Origin of the sequence: Peribacillus sp. NPDC096379, from assembly GCF_044762875.1 — a bacterium.
Classification (GTDB): Bacteria; Bacillota; Bacilli; order Bacillales; family DSM-1321; genus Peribacillus.
Genome location: NZ_JBIWFD010000002.1, coordinates 348,987 through 373,646, shown reverse-complemented (window position 1 = coordinate 373,646; position 24,660 = coordinate 348,987). Strand labels below are relative to the sequence as shown.

Below are 24,660 nucleotides of genomic sequence, written 5' to 3'. Positions count from 1 at the left end.
CAGTCCTCCTGAACAACCTCTTAACTATAAATACTTCGTTATTTTACCATAAATTGATCAACCATTGTCTTTATTTTCTTTTTCATAAAGATCCTCTGGAAGCAATTTAATGAACGGACTTATCTCACTAGTGAAACATATACATAATTCATGCATAGCACGAGTACAGGATGTGTAGAGCAGTTTTCGTTCACTTTCCAGACCGTATTGATCCTTCGATGCATCATAAATAATGACCGCGTCAAATTCTATTCCTTTTGCCAAATAAGAAGGGATAATCATAACTCCATCAGTAAATGTAGTTTTCCCTACGCCAATTCTGTTAAGTTTCATTTTCTCCTTTAATGCTTGATATGCAAAACTTGTTTCTGCTTGTGTTTTACAAATGATCGCAATCGTTTTATGCCCAGATTCTATAAATTCCTTTGTTTTCTTCAAAACCTTCGATATAAGATACTCCTGATTTTGGCAATGTACGATGACAGGCTTTTTTCCTTCTCGATTAAAAGGTTCAATTTGGCTACCGTCCAAAAGCAGACTTTTTGTGAATGTAACAATTTCCTTCGTTGAACGATAGCTTCTATTCAAAATCACCTTTTCAGTTTCGTTTTTCTCGAACAAAAGAGTCAAAATGTCTAAACCTGCATTGTTTCCATGCGCATAGATTGTTTGGTTAAAGTCACCCAAAACTGTCAGTTTACTTTTTGGAAATAAATTCTTTAAAAAAGCAAACTGAAATGGCGAATAATCCTGAGCCTCATCAATGAAAAGGAACCGAATTTGTGAATTGGTCGCGAAACCTTCCAATTTTTTTTTCATATATAAAAAAGGTGTCGCATCTTCATATAATAATCTTCCTTGATCAAGCTCATTCATTGTTAAACTTTTGATATTTTCCCAATCGGCAACTGGCCATTCTGTTTCTAACATTTTTTTATAAATGGAACGAACATCAAGAAAGGCAAGAGACTTTATTTTCTTGTACAAAGGCTTAAATCGCTTTTTCACGACATACTCGCTAAGGATTCGTTGCTCGCGTTCTCCTTCATCAAATGAATCTCGTTCATGTTCTTCGTGATTATTTGCGATCCGATAGCTTCTGAGATAGTCTTCTTTTTCTAAGTATTGTATTTCTTCTTCAACCCATGCATCTTTTCTCTCTATTTTTTCAAGCTTCTTGATTTTTTTCAACAACCATTCAGAAACAAGCTGCAAACGATTAGGAATCGATTTTTCACTACCTAGTTCATAAAAGTACTTTGAAATTTCCATCGCTGACACAAGGAGTTTTCCTCGGATTTTAATATTTTTGAATACTAATCCTTCACACTTCAATGCTTCCAAATATTCATTTATACCCTGTAAATAATTGAGTGATGATTTATATTGAATACTATTCAATCTAGTTGAATACTTCAGATTCCCGTCATTATTCAGCACGAATTCTAGTTGATCGAATACATCTTCAACTTCAAGATTTTCTCCGAGCATCGCAAGCAAATATTGTTGAAAGGTCGTCTGCTGCATATTGTCTTCACCGAGCTCTGGCAACACATTGGCTACATAACTATTGAAAAGGGGATTTGGCGAAAACAATAATATATTCTCAGCACTCATTCCTTCACGATATCTGTACAATAAATAGGCAATTCTTTGCATAGCCGCAGATGTTTTCCCACTCCCAGCTGCACCTTGGACAAGTAAGAGACGACTCTTTTCATTACGAATAATAATATTTTGCTCTCTTTGAATAGTCGCGACAATGCTTTTCATTTGTGTGTCCGCCTGCTTACCGAGAACTTCTTGAAGCAAATCATCTCGGATTGCTTCACCCGTATCAAACATTCCCTCTAAAACACCATTACGTATAATGTATTGACGTTTTAAAAGTAACTCCCCACTTACCTTTTCACTAGGTGCCGTATATGTGGCAGGGCCAGGTGAAAAATCATAATATACACTGGAGATTGGAGCACGCCAATCATAGATCAAAAATTCTTCATGCTCTTCATCATAAAAAGTGCCGATTCCGATATAAATCTGCTCACTTTCTTCCATGTCTTTTTCATGAAAATCAATCCTCGCGAAATAAGGAGATGATTGAAGACGATTCAAAACAGCTATTTGCTTCATTGAATGATTTTGTCTCCGCTCTCTTTCAGAAAGCAATTCTGTTTGCTGATTAATGCTCGCAACCGTTTCAATTGTTTCATCTTCATTTTCCACATTAACTGTAACATCTTCCCAAAAACGTTTGCGAAGTGATACTATATCTGTAGTTGCTTCACCTGCAGATTGTTTCAAATGCTGTTCCGACTTAGTTACTTTGTCAATCACAATCTCTATCCGCTCTTGCTCATATTCTCTTTCATTTTCCCAGTTCGTCATAAAGCACCCCTCCAATTTAGAAAAGCCTGCATCTTCTCAACCTTAAGGCATAGCATTGTTTGTATTTAGCCTGCTTTCGCAATAAACTTTAAATCTCAAAATAGCTATTGACAAACCGCTATATCTTATGTATGATTAAATAAGGATATTTATAATCTATTACCTGTTTAAACAATAGACTTTATTAGTATAACATCAGCTGTCCGCGTATACAACAGCTGTTTTTTTTATGTTTCCCCCTCATCTTTCCGCATATTTTAATAACTCGTAATCATACCTTTCCATATTTTAAATTGATATTCCAACAAAAACCATCGAATGATCACACAATCCAACATTATCCTTCCATTAATTTGTCATTTAATCGGTCATTCTATAATTTTTTATCGCAATTTCCTGATTTAAAAACCAAACAATTTACAGTATGATTGTGTGGGCGGGTTTTTGAAGAAGTCTTCAAAGTATACGTTTTCCATTACATCATGATTTGCAAAATACCAAACAATCATTCGAGGAGGGTATTCATGACAAATCTTACGCTAGAAATCAGTCAGAAATTGCAAACGTTTTTACAAAGTCCCAAAAAACTTTATATTAATGGGGAATTCGTTGAAAGTGTATCCAAAAAAACATTTTCAACCCCAAACCCTGCTACTGGCGAGAATTTGGCTGATGTGTATGAAGCAGACAAAGAGGATATTAGCCTAGCTGTCCATGCAGCCCGCAATGCCTTTGATAACGGACCTTGGTCACGTATGAGTGCAGCCAATAGAAGTAGGTTAATGTACAAGCTAGCTGATTTAATGGAAGAAAACAAACTTGAATTAGCACAATTAGAAACGTTAGATAACGGGAAACCAATAAATGAGACAACAAACGCAGACATCCCTCTCGCCATTGAACATATGCGCTATTATGCTGGCTGGTCAACGAAGATCGTTGGACAAACTATTCCAGTTAACGGAAATTTCTTCAACTACACCCGCCATGAAGCAGTCGGTGTCGTAGGTCAGATTATTCCTTGGAACTTCCCTTTACTTATGGCAATGTGGAAACTAGGTGCAGCACTAGCTACTGGATGCACAATCATATTAAAGCCTGCCGAACAAACTCCACTTTCCGCTATCTATTTAGCAGAGTTAATTGATGAAGCAGGGTTCCCAGATGGGGTCATCAATATTGTACCTGGATTCGGTGAAACAGCTGGACAAGCACTAGTTGATCATCCTCTTGTTGATAAAATTGCTTTCACAGGATCGACCGCGGTTGGTAAATCAATCATGAGGTCTGCTTCCTATTCATTAAAACGCGTTACACTTGAGCTTGGAGGAAAATCACCAAATATCATTCTTCCAGACGCCGATTTTTCAAAAGCAATTCCAGGTGCGCTTAATGGCGTCATGTTTAACCAAGGCCAAGTTTGCTGTGCAGGTTCCAGAGTATTCATCCAAAAGAAACATTATGATAATGTCGTTGCTGACATGGTTTCTCATGCTAAAAACATAAAACAAGGTATAGGTCTGGATCCAAATACCCAAATCGGACCTCTTGTTTCTCAAGTACAACAAGATCGTGTTCTTGGATATATCGAAAAAGGGTTAAGTGAAGGCGCAGAGGTACTTGTTGGTGGCGATAAACCCCAGGATGATGGCTATTTTGTATCCCCAACCATCTTCGCTTCCGTTCAAGACGACATGTCCATTGCAAAAGAGGAAATCTTCGGCCCAGTTATCGCAGCCATGCCTTATGAAGATTTGGATGATGTAATTAACCGGGCAAATGCTAGTGAATACGGACTAGCAGCAGGACTATGGACTCGTGATATTGCCAACGCTCATTACGTAGCAAGTAAGTTACGCGCTGGAACTGTATGGGTCAACTGTTACAATGCATTTGATGCTGCTTCTCCATTTGGTGGCTACAAGCAATCCGGCATGGGACGTGAAATGGGCTCCTATGCGTTAAATAATTATACAGAAGTAAAGAGCGTATGGGTGAACCTCGATAAGTAAATAAGTATCTCTAAGTGAGAATGAGTAAAAGGAAATAATTCTTCGTTCATTCATCGATAAAGATTTGTAACCTTTATATCGATGGATGAACAAAGTTTAATCCATTTATTTCATTCTCTTTTCTTCGATTTATGCAATATCAAAATAATTATTTATGCTTTCAATACCACTAATATAATTCTTAAAAAATCTCAAAACACCTCATTCTTTTTAAAACAATCCATTTTATCACATAAAATCATTGTTATTCAGTAGACTAAAACACATTCATCCAGCTATTACAAAATACGGATAATATTATTTTAATATAGAAATATCAGCGAAAGTGTTTAATTTTTTTAAAAAAAGTGTATATTAATACGTAGACTATTTTTAGTCAAAAAAATAACTGTATGTTAAAAATGCTCCATTAATTAATGATCGGAAGCTACTTTATTTTGTTTTCAAGATGTAAGCATGCAGTAAACCCATATGGGGGGGAGTTTATTTATGAATAGTAAAGACAAGGATGAGGTAATCCGGAGTGTTCCCCAAACCGGTTTCTTTGGACATCCTCGAGGGTTATTCACTCTCTTTTTCACAGAGTTTTGGGAACGATTTTCTTACTATGGTATGAGAGCCATCCTAATTTTCTACATGTACTATGAAGTAACCCAAGGTGGACTTGGTCTTGATCGTACTACCGCCAACTCTATTATGGCCATCTACGGCTCATTGGTGTATATGTCCGGTATTATTGGCGGATGGATTGCCGATCGCTTATTAGGGACTGCAAGAACGGTTTTTTATGGCGGAATTTTAATTATGATCGGCCATATTATCCTATCATTCCCTGGTAGTGCTACAGCATTATTTGTGTCGATGGCCTTTATCATTATTGGGACTGGTCTCCTCAAACCGAATGTATCTAGTGTTGTTGGCGATTTATACAGCGATAATGATATTCGCCGTGATTCAGGTTTTAGCATTTATTACATGGGGATTAACCTTGGTGGTTTTCTTGCACCATTAATTGTCGGAACAATTGGACAAACATATAATTTCCATCTCGGTTTCGGTATTGCAGCGGTTGGGATGTTTATCGGACTTATCGTTTATCTCGTTACTAAGAAGAAAAATCTTGGTCTTGCTGGGCAACATGTACCGAACCCACTTGCGAAAGAAGATCGATTCAAGGTATTTGGTTCAATTGGGCTCGGAGTAGTTATCATCGTGATACTTGGTGCCATTGGTATTAATACGGGGTACTTAACCATTGACCGCTTTATTTTCCTTGTAAGTATATTTGGAATCCTGATTCCAGCTGCGTTTTTCATTTTCATGTACCGCAGTCCGAAAACGAACTCAGATGAACGTTCCCGTTTGCTTGCCTATATCCCTTTATTTATTGCAGCGATGATGTTTTGGGCTATTCAGGAACAAGGTTCAAATATATTAGCCACATATGCAAACGATCGAACACAACTGGAATTTGCAGGAATCACACTGCAATCATCTTGGTTTCAATCGCTTAATCCATTATTCATTGTTTTCCTCGCACCAGTATTCGCGTGGATTTGGGTTCGTTTAGGCGATCGTCAACCTTCTACACCGAAGAAATTTTCACTCGGGTTGCTTTTCGCTGGTTTATCCTTTATTGTCATGATTTTCCCTGCATACTTAAACGGTACAGAAAGTCTTGCGAACCCACTATGGCTCGTACTTAGCTTTTTCCTAGTTGTACTTGGAGAATTATGCTTATCACCAGTAGGAATGTCAGCCACTACTAAATTAGCGCCATCCGCTTTCTCAGCTCAAACAATGAGCCTCTGGTTCCTGACAAATGCTTCAGCACAGGCCATTAACGCTCAAGTTGTTAAATTATATACAGAGAAAAATGAAATTCTTTATTTCGGTGTTATCGGCGGTATTTCCATTGCATTAGGAATTATTTTATTCCTCATCTCACCTGTCATTCAACGACAAATGAAAGGTGTTCGATAAAGTGAAACTTCCATCAGTGGGTTTTTTTTCATCTCCCACTGAGGGTTAGTTGAACCAATCGGGGATTTACAGGCTGTTTATCCCCACCTATTTATTTCTTGATTCTCTCGCAAAAATTGAGGTGGGGGGTGTTACAGCCTGTTAAACCGGGATAAATAACAAAGTAGGAGTAGCCTTCCTACGCAAAATGCCTGCTCCGTCTAGTAGATGGAGCAGGCATTTTGTTTTTCATCCAGTTTTCTTAAGGAATAGATTGCAAAAAGTTTCTTTTTTTATTAACTATCGATACAATATAAAGGAAGATTTTGATAAACTGAAATTTCTATCAGAGTTTTTTATCCCCTTCGTCTTTTTCTTGATCCGTCTACAATATTTAGAGTGAGTGTATTACCGCCTGTTAAAATGGGATAAAAATTTCTTTAAAGAATCTTTAATAAGGAGTGTATGATGATGAACGATTTTCAATTAAAGTTAGATAACTATGCAGAGCTAGCTGTTAAAGTTGGTGTCAATGTCCAGCCTGATCAAACTCTTGTTGTGAATACAACATTAGAAGGCGCTGAGCTAGTACGTCTTATTGTAAAAAAAGCCTATGAAGCAGGAGCATACAACGTGATCGTAAACTGGCATGACGATTCTATTAATCGTACGAAATATGAGCTAGCACCAGATAAAGTATTCACGGAATATCCACATTGGCGAGCACAGGAAACGATTGAACTTGCTGAAAATGGCGCAGCTTACCTATCAGTCATTTCTTCAAGCCCTGATCTATTAAAAGGCATTGATCCTGAGCGAATTGCCAATGCTCAAAAAGCTTCAGGTACCGCTTTACAAAAATGGCGTCAATACATGCAATCCGATAAAGTAAGCTGGTCCATTGTAGCTGTACCTTCACAAGCTTGGGCAGATAAAGTATTTCCGGATGTTGCAGAGGAAAACCGGATACATAAACTATGGGATGCGATCTTTAAAGCAACGCGTGCTGATGTCGAAAACCCAATCGAAGCTTGGAAACATCATGATGGAACTCTTCATGAAAAAGTCGATTATTTAAACGAAAAACGATACCAAAAACTACATTACACGGCACCTGGTACAGACCTTACGATTGAACTACCTAAAACTCACCTTTGGGTAGGTGCTGGTAGCACAAACGAAAAAGGCCATGAATTCATGGCGAATATGCCGACCGAAGAAGTGTTTACGGTCCCTTTTAAAACAGGAGTTAATGGAACCGTCGCAAGTACGAAACCACTAAGCTACGGCGGCAATATCATCGATAACTTCAGCGTTACGTTCAAAGAAGGCCGGATTGTTGAAATAAAAGCGGAACAAGGTGAAGAAATCTTAAAGAAATTAGTAGAAACAGACGAAGGATCTCATTATCTCGGTGAAGTCGCTCTTGTCCCTTTCAATTCACCGATTTCTCAATCAAATGTTCTTTTCTTCAACACACTATTCGATGAAAATGCTTCTAACCATTTAGCAATTGGAAGCTCCTATGCATTTTGTATCGAAGGCGGCAAACAAATGTCTCAAGAAGAACTTGCCGAGAACGGATTGAACCACAGCCTTACCCATGTCGACTTCATGATCGGCTCTGACAAAATGAACATCGACGGCATCAAACCAGACGGAACAAGCGAACCTGTCTTCCGTAATGGGGATTGGGCGTTTTAATAAAAACGTTGATATAGAGGCTTTTCTAAGGTCTAAAACCTTGAATGGAATATAAGAAAAAAGGAGAGTAATCATGATCGGCTCTCCTTTTTTACTATTCATATGGGTAGTCAGAATTGGCGACTCTTACTCGGAACGTTCAAGTTTAGATGGCTTTCGTTGTCCATGATTCTACGTCCCAAATATCTGTTACCACGTCTTGGTAAAAATCAGGTTCATGTGAGATAAGGACCACGCTTCCCTTATACGATTTCAAAGCTCGTTTTAGCTCAGCTTTTGCATCTTTATCCAAATGGTTGGTTGGCTCATCAAAAACAAGGATATTGCTTTCTTGGTTAAGGAGCTTACATAACCGGACTTTCGCTTGCTCTCCACCACTTAATACGGATATTTTACTTTCAATATGTTTTCTGGTTAACCCACATCTCGCAAGAGCAGCGCGTACCTGTCCTTGGCTTAACTGAGGAAACGTATTCGATATTTCTTCGATGCACGTGTTTTGATTTTCCGTTTTCACTTCTTGTTCAAAATACCCAATATACTGATGTTCACCGCGTTCAAGTGAACCAGCAAGAGATCTTATTTCTCCGAGCATGCTACGAAGGAGTGTAGTCTTACCAATCCCATTCGCTCCAACTAATGCCACTTTTTGTCCACGCTCTATATAAAGATTTAACGGCTTTGATAGTGGCTCATCGTACCCAATGACAAATTCTTTCGTCTCAACAATTAATTTACCTGAGGTTCTTGCTTCTTTAAAGTTGAAATCAGGTTTTGGTCGTTCCTGTGCTATTTCAATAACATCCATTTTATCGAGTTTTTTCTGTCTCGACATGGCAAGGCTGCTGGTAGATGCCCTTGCCTTATTACGGGCTACAAAATCTTTTAAACTAGAAATTTCTGATTGTTGTCTCTTAAAGGCAGCTTCAACTTGTATTTTTTTAGCTTCATAGGCAATAAGGAAATGGTTGTAATCACCCACGTAGCGATTTAATTTCTGATTTTCTAAATGGTAGATCACATTTGCAACGCTATTAAGAAATGGAATATCATGAGAAATTAATAAAAAAGCATTATCGTATTCTTGCAGGTAACGTCTTAACCACTCAATGTGTTGTTCGTCTAAATAGTTTGTAGGCTCATCTAAAAGAAGAATATCTGGTTTCTCAAGTAAAAGCTTGGCTAATAAAACCTTCGTTCGTTGCCCACCGCTTAAATCATGAACATCTTTTTCTAATCCTATACCATCAAGTCCAAGACCACGTGCCACTTCTTCTACCTTAGAATCAATCATATAGAAATCATTATTTGTTAATATGTCTTGTAATGTACCAACTTCCTCTAACAACTTTTCTATTTCTTCAGGTGTAACGTCTGAAATCTTTTCATAAATGGTATTAATATTCGTTTCAACGTCAAAGAGATATTGAAAAGCCGTTTTTAATACGTCACGGATTGACATTCCCTTTTGCAAAACCGTATGTTGATCAAGATAACCGACTCGTTGATGCTTTGACCACTCTATTTTTCCATCGTCAGGCTGAAGTTGCCCTGTAATGATATTCATAAACGTCGATTTACCTTCGCCGTTTGCCCCAATTAAAGCTATATGTTCACCTTTTAACAAGCGGAAGGAAACATTATCAAAGATCGTACGATCGCCAAATCCGTGGTTTAGGTCTGTAACCGTTAATACACTCATATATTTAACCTCATTTAAATTTCATTTTATTTTGTTTCGTTTAGTTTAGGAAATAACTATAAAATCGTTCATATGATTGTTATAGTTCAATATTGAACTATAACACAGAAAATGGAATAGTTGAATGGAATAAATTTGGAAACGAAGGGACGGTTCTTACAGGGGACAATCGGAAGTTTTGCGCGCAAAAAGGCACGATAAGCGATTTTTAGCTGCTTATTGTGCCTTTCTCTATTCTTGAGTTTACGTAAACGTCAAGTAGCCCAAATACACGATGAAAATTGTGTTTTCAGGACTACTTGACGTTTACTTCCCTTTTTATCGGCACTTTGCATATGGAAGGTAAATCCGTTGACCAAGGTAAGACTTGATCTATTTCTTCTTTATTTGTTACATCCATATTTGGTAGCGTTTCAAATAAATAGCGAAGATAATGATACGGACTTAAACCGTTCTCTTTTGCCGTTTCAACGACACTATACATGATGGCGCTCCCTCTAGCACCTCGCGCTGTATTGGAGAACATCCAATTTTTTCTCCCAATCACAAACGGTTTAATGGAACGTTCACTTCTATTATTATCGATTTCTAAATGGCCATCTAATAAAAAAGCTTCAAGGTGATTCCATTGATTCAAACAATAAGTGATGGCTTTTCCTAGAGCGCTTTTGGGTAGGTCTTGGTCTTTTTGTTCATAAAGCCATGCTGAAAAAAGGGCTGATCCTTAGGTTTGAGATCCCTCTTTTTTTATGGTCACACAAGGAATAAGCTGTAAAAAGGAAGCGACCGCGTTATCCATCTATTATTTTAATTCTTCGCAGCAACTCTGTACCGTAGAATTTCGTAATCGCTAAATATTCACGTATATACGATTTTACTAGAACAACTTTTGGTGTGTCTGCGGCAATTCCCGGAAGTTTCAATCCTTGACTCGCAGCAATTTTCTCAGCTCTGTAAACATGAAAGTCATTTGTGACAAGAAAACCTTTCAGGACACCTTCTGGAATAAGCTGTTTTGAATATTTTATATTTTCATACGTACTTGTCGAACGGTCCTCCAAAATGATTCTTGATTCATCAATTCCATATTTCAGCAATCCTCGTTTCATCGCTTCTGCTTCGCTAATTTCTTCACCATTTCCTTGACCACCAGATACAATCGCAATCGTAGACTTGTTTCTAGTTAAATATTCTGCCGCCATATTTATTCGATATTGTAAAGCAAGAGACGGAACAATCCCATTTACTTTTGCACCCAACACGATTAAATAATCCGCATGAACTAGTGCTTCTTTTTGAATAGCTTGTTGAATATTTACGTGTAGGAAACCAATATATGTGACACCTAGTATGGCAACGATTATAATAATATTATTGACTTTCTTCATCTTACGCCCTCTATTTTTTGAAAAACCAAGCTTCATTACATGACAGTCCCTTCAATTATTAATTTGTAAATATCATCATTTCCGCTTTTCACCTTTGGTTTTTTCTTTCATTTAAAAGTTTCATTTTCTCTGAATAGGAAATCTAATCGAGTGCCAATTATTTAAACAGAATAGTTCATTTACGAAATGATCGAGAAAAGGTTTCGGCTTTTTCCAAAACAAAAACTTGTCACTAAGGACAAGTTTTACATTCGTTTATCCACTAAATATTTGATTGATTAATAGCGTGGTGATGTTGCTTAAAAAAATCATATTAGCTATCTTCACTTTGCTTGTATCATTGAACACCACTCTCTATAAATACTTTCCGATTATTTGCATCAAGTTTTGTAAACGTTCCAAGTGGAATAGCCACATGTGGGGTGCAATGACCAATCTGAAAACCTGATACCGTTGGTTTATTAGCTAGTTTAATATAATGCTGTAGAACTTCAGCCAATGTAAGTGTTAAGGTACGTGTCGTCTCACATTCTTTAAAGTCGCCTACTAATATCCCCGCTGCATCAGATAATTTACCGCTCATGTACAATTGGTTCAGCATTCTATCTATTGAACGGGGTTCTTCGTGAATCTCTTCAATAAATAGCAGTTTACCTCTTGTATCTATTTCAAATTCCGTACCTAGCGTACTAACTAACAAAGATAAATTTCCACCGATCACAAGTCCACTTGCTTCACCTGGTATTTCAGTTACAAGCGGTGAGATTGTCTCATCATATACAAATGGCTGTGATTCAAACAATTGCAAAAATCGTGATTTAGTTACAGGATCAATTGTTACACCAGCCAAATCAGAGCTTAGCATCGGACCATGAAAAGTAACAAGTCCTGCTTTTTGAAAAAATGCGTTATGCAAAAAAGTAAGGTCACTATATCCCCAGAAGATTTTCGGGTTATTTCTAATGATTTCATAATCGATTTGAGCAGCAATTCTTGGTGTTCCATATCCGCCACGCGCTGAAAAAATGGCTTTTATACTAGGATCAGAAAACATACTGTGCACATCTTCCACTCTTTCTTCATCACTGCCTGCTAAATAACCATATTGGCATTCTATGTTTTTTCCAAGCTTACAATTTAAGCCCAACTCAGTAAAAAAAGAAAGAGCTTGTTTGACTTTTTCTTGATCTGGAGGACTTGCTGGAGCAATGACTCCTACTGTATCCCCTTTTTGAAGGCGCGCTGGTTTTATCATGTTCATGTTGATCCTCCTTCACATTCTTCTATTACTATACGTATTACACAATTACCCTTTGTATGAAGATTAAGGAGGCGAAGCTTTGTTAACTTTAGGTCTGTCATCAAATAACATGAAATCTAAGTTGAATCAGAGAAAAAATAACAAATTCCGTAACTCATTAGTTTTTTTCTTAGATCAAATGAAAAAACCTAATAAACATAAAGTCTATTAGGATTAGGCGAACATAACTAAATCGTTCAATTAAAGTTGTTCCATGCTCTCCTTCCTTTTCCATTTCATTACAGGTGAATCCTTTCCGCTCAATTCCGCCTTCTTATCCCAACTATCTTTTTCAGAGCCATCCGCAGGGACCCGATCCGCTTCATCAATGAGCCATTTTTTTCTTTTAACATCATAATTCAAGCTATATGTGCGAATCTCTTTATAGGACATATCTTCATACCTATCGATGCCTCGAATCTTGAACTTATTATTATATGCAACAAAAGCTTCGACATCCGCAGTCCATTCATTATGAATTTGATTAATATCCAAATCGTCAAGATTTACAACTGTTCCCGAATGCTGCATTTGAATTTCATCCACGTATTCTTCTAATTCAGCAAATTCTGATTCAACGTTGACTAATGCAAGACCTTCTAGAACCGAGTCCGAAACATTGGTAAAATGTTTTGCCTCAAATTCGTTTGTATAATACATGACAAAATCTTTATTAAAGGTTTCTACTGCGGAAATGACATCCTTTTGAATTCGTTGATCACTTTGGGCTATTTTTTCGTCATCGATAAGCAAGCTTACTTGATTGCTGCCTCCCCAGACATCTACTTTTCTTTTGTCTATAAAAGTACCCAGCTTATTTTTCACGGTCACATTAATTTGATAAGCGCCTGGAATAACCGGGCCATATAATTTCTCTTCTTTGTCTTTTTTAAGCGTATCGTTGGATTTCTGGATGGAAAGATGAATTTCATCGTCTTTATGCTGACCAGTTACCTTGATGTAAGCCGTCTTAACTTTAAACTTATACTCTGGGAATAAACCCCATTTCTTTCCGGACTCAACCAAACTAATTTGCTGGTTGGTTGTCTTGAATTCTTTCTTTTCCACTTGTTTATCCAAGCTTTCTGTTATCACCTGGTAGCTATTATTATTTGCATTTAGATAAGCAACCAGCGCTTTCAAGGATGCATCATTTATAACAGCCCTTTTATCATCAGCCATTATCCATTCCTTAAGCTGTTTGGGCTTCTTCTGCTCAACAGCTTGTTCAAAGACCTCCACAGCTTGTTTCGGTTTGTTACTTTGCTGGACAAAAAGGACTGTGGCCATGATGACGATCATCAGAACAAAGACTGCCGGAATTGCATATAACCACTTTTTATTCACATTGTTCACGGCTCCTTAGTAAACTGATCCTTTTACAAAAATCTTATCTAAGCTATCCCCATATTTATTAACCGGGTCGATTGTCCATTTCCCATTCTTTTTCATAAGAGAAACTTCAATTTTTCTGCTGCTGGACTTCATTTCCATTGAATCTAGGATTATGTCAAATTTAGATAGAACGTACTCATCGATTGCCTTTTCATCATAATTGCCCGTTTTATCTCGGAATTCTTTTTGATATTCATACACTTCTTGATACAATTCCTGTAACGGCAGTGTCGTTATATCAAACGCAACGATAGCTTTATCATTGGCATATGCTGCAATTGATGACGTGACCACTGCTTTTTCTGCTAAAATATCACGATAGCTAATGTATAGTTTGTCGATTTCCTCATCTGTTAAGTCTTTTTTAAATAATTCCTTCACTTCGGTTTTGAACGTATTTTTCGCCGCTTCCTGCATAGCTGGTTTATCGGCAGATACGAATTGTTCGTAATCATTGTTTTCCTTTTCGTAATAGATTTGATCGACATAGGCTGTGAAGGCTTTCGCTGGATCTTGAAGTGTTTCATAACTATCTGCATATTTCTTCGTATCAAGCTTAAGTATCAGCTCATCATTATCTTCTTCAAAGTTACTAGAAATCGGATTCAATCCGATTTCATATTCCTTATCCTTTTCTACTTCGAAGATAGCAAGAAATGATTTTGCCTTTCCAGCACCGAGATTCCCGCTAGTGCCGATATTTAAATCTATTTTTCGATTATACAATTCTGGCTTTATATTGATCTGTTGGTCTCCATCATACAATTTAACCCCTTCATATTCTGAAAGAAGTATCGATGAATCCGATAGATTCTTTATCTTTAATTTCACGGCAATTATTCCTTGATCCTGATTTTCAGGCATGCCATACTCAATATCTGGAACGATGTAAGATGCTTCCTCAATTGATGCTTCTAATTGCTTATTTTTGTTCTTCCCCTGATTTTTGTCCGCAGATGCTTTTTCATCTGTACCTGAGCATGCTCCTAAAACAAAAATGAGGCCTATTACAATCAATAAAATGGTACCTTTTTTTTTCATGGTTTTATCTCCCCTCAAAAATTGTCTTCTACCATGGTATCTGTAAATCATTGAATCTTAATTAAAAAATATGGAATTTTTTGTTCGTTTATCCATTATTTTTCATCCTACCATAAGTTCATTTTATTAAAATGCCTTTTTTAAAAAATCGATCGTTTATCCTGTCTTTTCCAAATTTCCGATTCGTTAATCTAGGAGTTTTTGCTCAATTATAGGAATTTTTGAAAGAGAAAAACCACCTATCACTTTACATAAAATTACATTTCAACTGATTTATCTATGCCTTTCTCCATGTCTCATAGATTACGACCAATGAAAAAGCATCCATCCTTCGATTAGCTGGTATCAAGAATTTAATTCCATCAGCCATTAATTGATTTTTAGTTCGCATTTTCCCCTCCCCCTTTTACGGATTCTATAGAGCCCTACAAATCTAATATTGCCGTGTTTTAGCCGTATAAAAAAAAGAACACCTCTTAGAGATGCTCAAATCTTGTTTATGTTAAATTCACGCTCTTCCTTGTTCCCTAATTTTTTGGTTTTTCAAGATTGGGAATCTTTTCTTCTCCGTCACATCGATTTGGGTAATTTCACCTTCATGAACGGTAATGTTAAGAGAACCGAACTCAAGATCCTTGAGACTTGATATAATATACTTTAATTTTAATTCATCAATGCTTCCCATTCGAATCTCCCCCTGGTTTTTGGATATGAAAAAACCCCTTCCCAAAAATAAGAAGAGGTTAAGCAACAAAACTGTACTTTACTCTTCTTATCTGTCAAGCATTCGCTTGCTGGAATTGGCACAGTATTACAAGTCTGCTGCCGAGGTATCTTAGGGCCAGTCCCTCCACCTCTCTTGATAAGAAAGTTGATTATTAGTTACATATAGTGTAAATTCACAAACAGTTTTTGTCAATTATTTTACCTATTTTTCCTAGGTGATAAGTATGAATTATACTTGTATTTTTCATACTCTTTTTAATCACCACTTCTCCTTCATTTCCCCTTGTAATTAGATGACATTAGTTAAATTTGATTCAAGATTATCTTCTTCTCTGTTTATTCTCTTAAAGAATCTCTTCGTTCTTTCTTCTTTAGGATTATTAAAAATAACCGTCGGGATTCCTTCCTCGACAACTTCACCTTGATCCATAAACACGATATAATCTGAGACATCTTTAGCAAAACTTACTTCATGTGTCACAATAATCATCGTAATCCCTTCATCCGCAATCCGCTTAATTACCTCAAGAACCTCAAAAACAAGCTCTGGATCAAGTGCTGATGTTGGTTCATCTAGTAAAATCACCTCTGGATTAAGCGCAAGTGCCCTTGCAATACCTACCCGCTGCTGCTGACCTCCAGAAAGCTGAACTGGATAAGCATTCGCTTTCTCCGTTAACCCAACTTTTTCTATCACTCCCATTGCCAATTTCCTTGCTGTTTCTTTTGGCTGTTTCTGAACAATGATCAATCCTTCCATCACATTTTCAATGACGGTTTTATGCTTAAATAGGTTATATTGTTGAAACACCATGGCTGTTTTTTTCCGAAGTGTAAGAATTTCTTTTTTATTGACCTGTTTACTGTTTACCTTAAAATCATCAACTATTACTTGACCCTCATTAGGTCTTTCTAGAAAGTTGATGCAACGAAGTAACGTTGTCTTCCCAGATCCGCTAGGTCCAAGTATCGAGACAACCTCTCCCTTATTTACTGTAAGATCAATTCCTTTTAACACGAGTTGATTTCCGAATGATTTCTGGATATTTCTTAGCTGTATCATGCTACACCTCCTCGATTATAAACCGTGACTCTTTTTTCCAATAATGCAGTAACTTTTTCTGAGATAATCGTTAAGCCCCAATAGATCAAGGCCGCTGCGATATAGGCTTCAAGAAATTTCAAGTTATTTGAAGCAACAATGTTGGCAGCACCCGTTAATTCTTTTTGCGAAACGATAAAAGCAATGGACGATGTATGCAAAAATCCGATAAAGATATTACATAGATTAGGAAGTGAAACTGCAATAGCCTGTGGGAAGACAATTCTTCTCATCGCTTGAAAGCCCGTCATTCCAATTGATTCAGCTGCTTCTAACTGTCCTTGATCAACTGCCAATATACCTGCTCGAATAATTTCTGACATATAAGCGCCAGCTGTCAAGGATAATGCCATTAAAACAAATAACAGAATCGGAATGGAAGTGGATTGAATGGACCAGTGAAACGTTTCAGCCATTTTGTCAATAAGAAGTGGCAAGCCCAAATAGATCAGCATAATATGCATCAATGCCGGCGTCCCTCTTAAAAATGACACATAGAAATTGGCCAAACGATATATTCCTTTTACTTTCCGAATCCTAATTAACGTAATTCCAATCCCAATAAGAAAACCAATCATTAACGGGACCAGGGTAATAAGCATCGTCAATGGTAGTGCTTTGAATATTTCGGTTAATGCCGTAAAAATAAATGGAATATCAATTTGCATAATTTCAGATCTCCTAATTATTTTGTATCTACCGCCAAGCTTCCTTCAAACCTTTGTAGTTTTTTCTCTGAAAGTGAAAATCCTTTTTCCAAGCATATAACAACACCATAATAGATAATTGACAATGTAATATATACTTCGAGTGCGTGTAGAGAAGAAGCAATGAGCGTATTTCCTCTTCCTACCATATCCATCACACCAATTGTAAAAGCAAGCGAGGTATCTTTTAAAGAGCCTATCACTGAATTTGCGAAATTTGGAAAAGCGATAACCAATGCCTGAGGCAAGATAATTCGCACCATCATTTGTTTTTCATTCATGCCAATTGAATATGCGGCTTCAGTCTGACCTTTTTCAATTCCATTAATGGCTCCACGAATAATTTCTGCCAATGATGCACCACAGCTTAGTCCATATGTGATAGCTACAAATAATAATGGATTTGCACGAGATACATCAATATGAACAAGTGCTAAAAGTGTCGGTAGTCCAAAGTAAATTAAGAAGAGCTGAATTAGGATTGGCGTGCCCCTCATAAAGGAAATATAAATGAGAGCTAATTGATTTAAGCCTGGCACTTTATAAATACGAATTAAAGCTATCACTACACCAATTACCAGTCCAATTGCTACCGCAGCAACTAAAATCAACAAAGTAATATGAAGGTACGAAATTAATTTTGGAAAAAAATCTACGATCAGGGTTATATCCATCTAAGCATCCTGTACCTTTCATGAGATTGTTATTGCTCCGAGTAATCTGCTCCTAGCCATTTTGTACTTAATTTCTTTAATGTACCATCAGCTTTGATCTCTTTTAGCGCACCATCAATTGCTTGTTTCAAATCTGATTCATCTTTTCTTAACATGAAGTAAACCTTAGAGTTTGAAAGCACGTCGCCGACCACTTTTTGTTCGGCATCTGCCTGTTCATTTTGGAAATCAACTGCAAACGGAGTACTTATTGTAGCGTCTGCACGACCATTTTTAAGTTGTGTGATTGTATCTGTACTGCCACTTCCGCTGTAGACAATTTCGATTTCATTGCCATGTTCTTTGTTATATTTATCAAGCAATATCGCTGAATTGCTCGTAGCACCTACAATCGCTTTCTTGCCTTTTAAATCTTCAATTGACTTAATCGATTGATTATCTTCATGTACAACTACTTGAAGTGGGAACACGTTATATGGCTCATCATTAAACAAGAACTTCTGCTGTCTTTCTTCATTTACTTCCATTTGGTGAGCGATGAAATCGATTTTGTTTGTTTCTAGACTTAATAATAGAGATGAAAATTCCATCGTCTTAAATTCAAATTCATACTCTTGAAGACGTTTATCGATTTCTTTGACAAGTTCTACATCATATCCTGTCAATTTACCATCATCATCTATGAAGCAAATATTAGGAAATTGTGTACCTGTTCCAACGATTATTTTTTTCACCTTTGGATCAAAACTTTTTGCTGCGCCTGTAGATTGAGTACTATTTGAACCACAACCTGCCGTTACGATAACTAGTAGCACCCCTAATAAAACCAACAATCGTTTTTTCATCTCGTAATCTCCTTCACCTTAAACCATTTATTTATAGATTCATAAGATTAATTCGTTGTTTGAACATCTTCCTGTTTTTTCGTTTTGTTATCTGTGTACTCAGGTATCAATTTTTTCCTCATAAATACACCATTTTGTCCGTCACCATGATTTGTTTCGAAAATTTGTTCATATCCTCTTCGCTCATACATTGAAACAAGCCATGGATGTTTCGGTGACGTTCCTAAACCAACAGCTGGCTGATTCAGCTGATCACGAATAACCACTTCTTCTACCCAATCCAAGATTTTCTTCCCATATCCCAATCCTTTATAATCAGGATCAACTGCAAACCACCAGACACAGGTTAAATCAGAAACTTCAGCAAATGTTCTAACAGTTACTGTAGCTATAATCACCCCATCCTCTTCTAAGACGTAGCAGGAAAAGTCCGTAATGTTTTGTTTAACTAACTCAATATCCGCTGTTGCTGCAGGCCATTTTATATCCAGCTCTCGAATCGGTTCGTACGCTCTCAAAGTTACATACAATAATCTTTCTGCATCATCTAAATTTGCTAAACGAATAATTTCCGTCATATGATCCACCCTTCCTAATTCCCCATTGTTATTTATTTGTTATTTATTTGTTACTTCTACTCTTTCATTTCAATTCTAGATGACCTCATAGTTATAAAATACTCAACGGATAATCCTCCTTCTTTAAAACGAAAGGCACCCACTATTCAGCGAACGGAATAGTGGGTGCCTTTAGTTGTCTAATCGGCGCCTTTAGTTAAACTAATTAATTCATATAAGAAAACTTGGTTTTTATAATAATACTTAATATAATTCAGGTTTCACACTATGTCAATATAAAACGTATTATTTTCTGAAAAAATTGTTTTATAACCTTTATCGATTTATCACTTTACCAAACTAAATTATTTAAGTATAATTTAAATACAGAATGATATTGATTAAGGATAGTATATGGAACAAAAAATAACTACATGTGATTTTCAATATAACATCAGGAATCAAAACAATGGAGAGGTCGTTTTATTATGAATCAAAAAAAATGGGGACTGTTTATATTAACAGCTTTTGTAATTGGAAATATGGTAGGTGGTGGAATCTTCATGCTTCCTGCCAACCTTGCGCAAGTATCAAGTGCACTAGGGGCAACACTTGCATGGGGCATCACTGGAATTGGTGTATTAATGATTGCTCTTGTGTTCGGTAATTTAGCCGTCAGAAAGCCTGATCTTAAGGCTGGACCACAAAGCTATGCGCAAGCTATTTTTTCTTCTCCTAGTAAAGGAAGAGTTGCTGGCTATAGTATGGCTTGGGGATATTGGGCAGCTAACTGGGCGGCAACAGCCTCTGTAATCATTGCATTTGCAGGGTACTTATCTACCTTTTTTCCTGTTCTACAAAGCACAAAAATTATCTACTCCACGGACAGCTTTAACCTTGAACTTGGTAAAGCCTTAACGTTTGCAATCTGCTCATTGGCCCTTTGGGGGATCCATACAATAACAGTCAGCAGCTATAACGGAGCAGGTAAAATTAACTTTATTGCCACGGCTACAAAAGTTCTTGGCTTTGCTTTTTTTATCTTTATCACCCTCTTCATTTTTGATGCAAGCAACCTAACAAACGGTGGTGGATTCCAAGACTCACAAGGAACGGCTCTATCTTTAGGCAGCCAAATTAACGCAGCAGCCATCTCTACTCTATGGGCATTCATTGGCGTTGAAGCTGCAGTGATGCTATCTAATCGAGCAAAATCACAAAGGGACGTAAAGAAAGCTACAATACTAGGTCTCATTATTGCAGTTGTGATTTATATGGGCATCACCCTTTTAACAATGGGCGCACTTCCGCAATCCGCATTGCGTGAATCTTCCCGTCCCCTTGTCGACGCTCTATCAGGAGCGATTGGGAATGAAGGTGTCTATTTAATGGCAGCACTTGCCATCATTTCCCTTCTAGGTTCTACGATTGGATGGGTCATGGTCAGCTCCGAGGTGCCTTATCAAGCAGCCAAAGTGGATTTGTTTCCTGCTTACTTTGCAAAAACAAATCAAAAAGGGAGTCCCGTACGGTCATTAACGATAACAAACCTGATGACTCAGTTGTTCTTATTTTCAACCGTTTCAGGAACCATTACGGAAGCCTACAGTTTCGCCATGGTTGTAGCAACACTTGCCTATTTAATTCCCTATCTTGTTTCAGCCATCTATCAATTGAAACTAGTCATTACTGGGGAAACTTATGATATCATCAAAGGCTCAAGGGTTCGCGATGGAATAATCACTGCCCTTGCCTTAGTTTATTCAATATGGGTAATTAAAACAGGAACAGCAAATATGTTCACCTTTATGTTAGGTATTGGCTTGTTTGTCATAGGTTTATTGCTTTATCCATTTGTGATGAAAAAGCGAACGATTTAAGTGTGAGGTTGCCCTTTGGGACAACCTCTTTTTTCATAACCCAATTAATTGAGTAGAGCCATAAACCTTGTTTTCGCATTTTTCCATAAATACGGTTATCTTGTAAAATATGAAAAGACAGTGAGATGAATTATTGTGTAAATTTGGCCCCGGCTCGCAAATTTCAATTCTCGCTCGAAAAGTACGGATTCCGGCATGTAAACCGTTGAAACTGGCACGAAAAGAAACCGATCCGGCACGTAAATTTAATTTCCGGCTCGTAATAAACTTAGATAGGAAATTTACCTTAAATTCATTAGTATATATTCCCACGGTTAACTACATTATTTCACGTATTTTCTATTAATTTTCCTACCTAAAGGAATAGTTCTAATTGATTCTGTTATAACGTAGCCCATCTTACTTAGATCGGCCGATTTCCAACATCAAAAAAAATCCAACGCTATTATCAGCTGTTGGATTTTTTATCTCTTATGGCTTAACAACAAGCGGAACGAATTTCCCTTCATTGACTGAAATTAAACCACGATCTGTTATTTTTAGCGCCGGGCTCACAGGTAGTGATAAGGTACTTATAGACATGATGACATTATAATGCTTATAGCCTAATGATTTCAGAGTAAGCGTCAGATGATCCACCTGCTCGGCAACGATTTCTAATGGCTCCTCAGAAAGAATGCCTCCAACCGGAAGCGGTACACTTGATAATACTTCACCATTCAAAACACAGCAAATACCACCTTGACTCTGGATTACTTCATTCGCTGCAAGTATCATATCTTCTACGTTATGGCCGATGACTAATAAATTATGATTATCGTGAGAATAGGTTGTAGCGATAGCCCCTCGCTTAATGATGTCCCCGCTTATCAATCCATGTGCTCGGTTTCCATTTTTCCCATATCGCTCAAACGTTGCAATTAATCCATACTCACTTTCCTGCCAATCTAGCTTACCATTGGAAATGGATAGAGTATCGTGAATTTCTTTTGTAAACGTAGAGCCGTCATTCACTTCAATGATTCGACAAGGATAACTACCATCTTCTAATTCCAATGATACTTCAAAATCTTTCGCAGTTAACTCATTCAGCACGATACTACGATAAAAACTTTCCGGGAAGCTCTTTTCACTTACCACCTGCTCATAAGGCTGCTTGTGATGATAAACTTGTTCACCATCTTTATAAACTTCTTCTATAATAAATGATTCAAGATTTGAAACTAATAAAAAGTCGGCAATTTTTCCGGCTGCAATGATTCCGCGATCATGCATCTGCATCCTTTTCGCAGGCGTATACGTACAAGCATATATAGCTTTCTCTGGCGGCATGCCCATTTGAATTGCTTTCTTTAATAAATGGTTCAATTGTCCATATTTCTGAAAATAATCCGGCATCACATCATCAGTTACAAAGCAAAAATGCTCATCCACCGCTTCATTCATTAAGAATGCAATGATTTCTTCTGTCATGGATTTTTCTTGAATTTCTAAAAACATCCCCGCCGCGATACGTTGCTGCATCCCTTCCACTGTTTGATGTGTATGATCTGAATTGACACCTGCAAATAAAATTTGCTGTAATTCCAAATCAAGTAGTTTAGGAACGTGGCCTTCGATAATTAAGTCAGGGTAATTTGTTTTGATATAATTCAAAATTTGATTCGTTTTACATGCTGGGTCCGTAATCACATCATAGAAATTCATGATTTCACCTAAACATTTCATTTCACCCGTTTGTAGCAATTCATCAATATCTGCAATTTCGATACTCCCACCTGTAGTCTCCATCGTTGTCGCGGGCACTGAACTTGGAATTGCATAGAACATATCTGCTACACAATCACGACTTGCTTTCATCATTTCCTTCACACCAGAGACACCAAAGACATTCGCCATTTCATGCGGTTCTGGTACAATCGTCGTTACCCCATTTTTGATGATTCCATATGAAAAGGTAGCTGGTGTAACCATTGTGCTCTCGATGTGTAAATGAATATCAATTAAACCTGGGATCATATATTTTTCTTTTGCTTCAATTACTTTATCAGCAGAAAAAAAATCTTGTCCACGTTCGCCAACATAATAGAATTTCCCATCGACAACTGCTACATTACTTTTCATGAATTTCTTCAAAAAGCTATTATAAACGTTGGCATTCGTAATTAGCATATCTATTTTCATTCTGTTCGCCTCCTGTTTTACTTAACAAGTACCATGTTGTTCGCTGGAAAGTCGAGTATGATTTCCTCGCCAACTTGATAAGGTACAAGCATTTCTTGATTGACTGTAAAATCTCCAATTGGCGTTTCTACGATATATTGATAGCTTCTTCCTAAATACGTTCTTATCTTCACTTTTCCAGGCAGTGCATTTTTCGCCGAAGTTACAGGTCCTTGAATTGGACGGATCACTAAATTATCTGGACGAATCGCACCGACTTTTTTGTCAGTATCTGAATTTTCTTTATTTTTTTGAACGATAAATGTATATCCCGACTTTGTCAGTTCAATTTCATTTTCATGAATGGTTTGGTCTTCAAAGTCGATAAAGTTTTTAAAACCGATAAAGTCTGCGACAAATTTCGTCTTCGGATAATTATAGATCGTAGCGGGGTCACTTAATTGCTCAATAATTCCTTTATTCATAATTGCCACTTGATCTGAAATCGCGAAGCATTCTTCTTGATCATGAGATACGTAAACCGTTGTGATGCCAAGCTCCTGTTGAATACGGCGAATTTCAATCCGCATATTTTCACGGAGATTGGCATCAAGATTACTAAGAGGCTCATCGAAAAGTAATAAATCAGGCTCAATTACTAGTGCCCTTGCGATCGCAACACGCTGTCTCTGACCACCTGAAAGTTCTTTTGGATATCGTTTTTCAAACCCTCTAAGATTAACGATTTCTAACACACTTGCCACTCGTTTTTCTATTTCACTTTTGGAAGCCTTTCTAAGCCGAAGTCCGAAAGCTACATTATCAAAAATCGTTAAATGAGGAAATAGTGCATAGTTTTGAAATACGAAGCCAAAATTTCTTTTGTTAACCGGGACCTTTGTATAATCCTTGCCTTTATATAAGAACTTGCCATTATTTGATTCAAGAAAGCCTGCAATTAATCGAAGGGTTGTCGTTTTTCCACAGCCACTTGGACCAAGCAGAGAAACAAACTTCCCTTCTTCAATTTCTAAATTAAAATCCTGCAATATATTTTGTTTGTTGTATGCAACTGATATGTTTTCTAATGTGAATAAAGCCATTACTTGTTGCC

The 24,660-nt window shown here is 37.1% G+C and carries 18 protein-coding genes, 1 pseudogene and 1 riboswitch; of the genes and pseudogenes, 4 read left to right on the top strand and 15 right to left on the bottom strand.

The features are described 5' to 3' along the window. Nucleotides 1-57: 57 nt before the first annotated feature. Nucleotides 58-2,388, bottom strand: coding sequence for an RNA polymerase recycling motor HelD (helD, locus tag ACIQZI_RS10835; protein ID WP_403072979.1), 2,331 nt, complete (start codon nt 2,386-2,388; stop codon nt 58-60). A 524-nt stretch (nt 2,389-2,912) separates the two neighbouring features. Here helD and ACIQZI_RS10830 point away from each other — a divergent pair. The 3 genes from ACIQZI_RS10830 to ACIQZI_RS10820 all read left to right on the top strand — a co-directional run bounded on the left by ACIQZI_RS10830 (nt 2,913) and on the right by ACIQZI_RS10820 (nt 8,066). Beyond that, on the top strand, nt 2,913-4,400 hold the full coding sequence (locus ACIQZI_RS10830) for an aldehyde dehydrogenase family protein (RefSeq protein WP_403072976.1): 1,488 nt from the start codon (nt 2,913-2,915) through the stop codon (nt 4,398-4,400). A 489-nt stretch (nt 4,401-4,889) separates the two neighbouring features. Continuing rightward, nucleotides 4,890-6,383, top strand: coding sequence for a peptide MFS transporter (locus ACIQZI_RS10825; protein ID WP_403072973.1), 1,494 nt, complete (start codon nt 4,890-4,892; stop codon nt 6,381-6,383). A gap of 450 nt (nt 6,384-6,833) precedes the next feature. After that, a complete protein-coding gene (locus ACIQZI_RS10820) occupies nt 6,834-8,066 on the top strand; it encodes an aminopeptidase (protein ID WP_403072970.1) in 1,233 nt (410 codons plus the stop codon). 145 nt (nt 8,067-8,211) lie between these two features. Here ACIQZI_RS10820 and ACIQZI_RS10815 read toward each other — a convergent pair whose 3' ends face one another. The 12 genes and pseudogenes from ACIQZI_RS10815 to ACIQZI_RS10760 form a co-directional block, all read right to left on the bottom strand. Beyond that, the gene (locus tag ACIQZI_RS10815; RefSeq protein ID WP_062181876.1) at nt 8,212-9,768 is read right to left on the bottom strand and encodes an ABC-F family ATP-binding cassette domain-containing protein; all 1,557 of its coding nucleotides are present in this window, start codon (nt 9,766-9,768) and stop codon (nt 8,212-8,214) included. Nucleotides 9,769-10,063: 295 nt separating this feature from the next. Then, a pseudogene (locus tag ACIQZI_RS10810) lies at nt 10,064-10,480 on the bottom strand (IS66 family transposase); the annotation flags it as partial. A 79-nt stretch (nt 10,481-10,559) separates the two neighbouring features. Continuing rightward, the gene (locus ACIQZI_RS10805) at nt 10,560-11,156 is read right to left on the bottom strand and encodes a YdcF family protein (RefSeq protein WP_483878416.1); all 597 of its coding nucleotides are present in this window, start codon (nt 11,154-11,156) and stop codon (nt 10,560-10,562) included. Nucleotides 11,157-11,493: 337 nt separating this feature from the next. Continuing rightward, the gene (locus ACIQZI_RS10800; RefSeq protein WP_403073987.1) at nt 11,494-12,411 is read right to left on the bottom strand and encodes a S66 peptidase family protein; all 918 of its coding nucleotides are present in this window, start codon (nt 12,409-12,411) and stop codon (nt 11,494-11,496) included. A 246-nt stretch (nt 12,412-12,657) separates the two neighbouring features. Next, on the bottom strand, nt 12,658-13,803 hold the full coding sequence (locus ACIQZI_RS10795; RefSeq protein ID WP_403072963.1) for a TcaA second domain-containing protein: 1,146 nt from the start codon (nt 13,801-13,803) through the stop codon (nt 12,658-12,660). Nucleotides 13,804-13,818: 15 nt separating this feature from the next. Continuing rightward, the gene (locus ACIQZI_RS10790) at nt 13,819-14,892 is read right to left on the bottom strand and encodes a DUF5105 domain-containing protein (RefSeq protein WP_403072960.1); all 1,074 of its coding nucleotides are present in this window, start codon (nt 14,890-14,892) and stop codon (nt 13,819-13,821) included. Nucleotides 14,893-15,400: 508 nt separating this feature from the next. Further along, entirely contained in the window at nt 15,401-15,577 is a 177-nt protein-coding gene (locus ACIQZI_RS10785; RefSeq protein WP_172796842.1) for a YezD family protein, read from the bottom strand. Between the two features lie 84 nt (nt 15,578-15,661). Continuing rightward, a riboswitch (SAM riboswitch) is annotated at nt 15,662-15,761 on the bottom strand. Nucleotides 15,762-15,907: 146 nt separating this feature from the next. Beyond that, entirely contained in the window at nt 15,908-16,681 is a 774-nt protein-coding gene (locus tag ACIQZI_RS10780) for an amino acid ABC transporter ATP-binding protein (protein WP_403072956.1), read from the bottom strand. Beyond that, a complete protein-coding gene (locus ACIQZI_RS10775; RefSeq protein ID WP_403072953.1) occupies nt 16,678-17,388 on the bottom strand; it encodes an amino acid ABC transporter permease in 711 nt (236 codons plus the stop codon). The genes ACIQZI_RS10780 and ACIQZI_RS10775 overlap by 4 nt, the downstream gene beginning before the upstream one ends. A gap of 17 nt (nt 17,389-17,405) precedes the next feature. Continuing rightward, nucleotides 17,406-18,101: an amino acid ABC transporter permease gene (locus ACIQZI_RS10770; RefSeq protein ID WP_403072950.1), complete on the bottom strand. Its 696-nt coding sequence runs from the start codon at nt 18,099-18,101 to the stop codon at nt 17,406-17,408. Nucleotides 18,102-18,130: 29 nt separating this feature from the next. Continuing rightward, nucleotides 18,131-18,946, bottom strand: coding sequence for a transporter substrate-binding domain-containing protein (locus ACIQZI_RS10765; protein WP_403072947.1), 816 nt, complete (start codon nt 18,944-18,946; stop codon nt 18,131-18,133). A 47-nt stretch (nt 18,947-18,993) separates the two neighbouring features. Continuing rightward, nucleotides 18,994-19,524, bottom strand: a complete 531-nt coding sequence (locus ACIQZI_RS10760) for a GNAT family N-acetyltransferase (RefSeq protein ID WP_403072944.1) — start codon at nt 19,522-19,524, stop codon at nt 18,994-18,996. Between the two features lie 467 nt (nt 19,525-19,991). On the opposite strand from ACIQZI_RS10760, the gene ACIQZI_RS10755 reads away from it, so the two are divergent. Beyond that, the gene (locus ACIQZI_RS10755; RefSeq protein ID WP_403072941.1) at nt 19,992-21,383 is read left to right on the top strand and encodes an amino acid permease; all 1,392 of its coding nucleotides are present in this window, start codon (nt 19,992-19,994) and stop codon (nt 21,381-21,383) included. 471 nt (nt 21,384-21,854) lie between these two features. Here ACIQZI_RS10755 and ACIQZI_RS10750 read toward each other — a convergent pair whose 3' ends face one another. Together ACIQZI_RS10750 and ACIQZI_RS10745 are read right to left on the bottom strand one after the other, a co-directional pair. After that, complete coding sequence (locus ACIQZI_RS10750) at nt 21,855-23,567, bottom strand: adenine deaminase C-terminal domain-containing protein (RefSeq protein WP_403072938.1); 1,713 nt, start codon at nt 23,565-23,567, stop codon at nt 21,855-21,857. A gap of 17 nt (nt 23,568-23,584) precedes the next feature. Further along, nucleotides 23,585-24,649: an ABC transporter ATP-binding protein gene (locus ACIQZI_RS10745; RefSeq protein WP_403072935.1), complete on the bottom strand. Its 1,065-nt coding sequence runs from the start codon at nt 24,647-24,649 to the stop codon at nt 23,585-23,587. Nucleotides 24,650-24,660 lie beyond the last annotated feature (11 nt).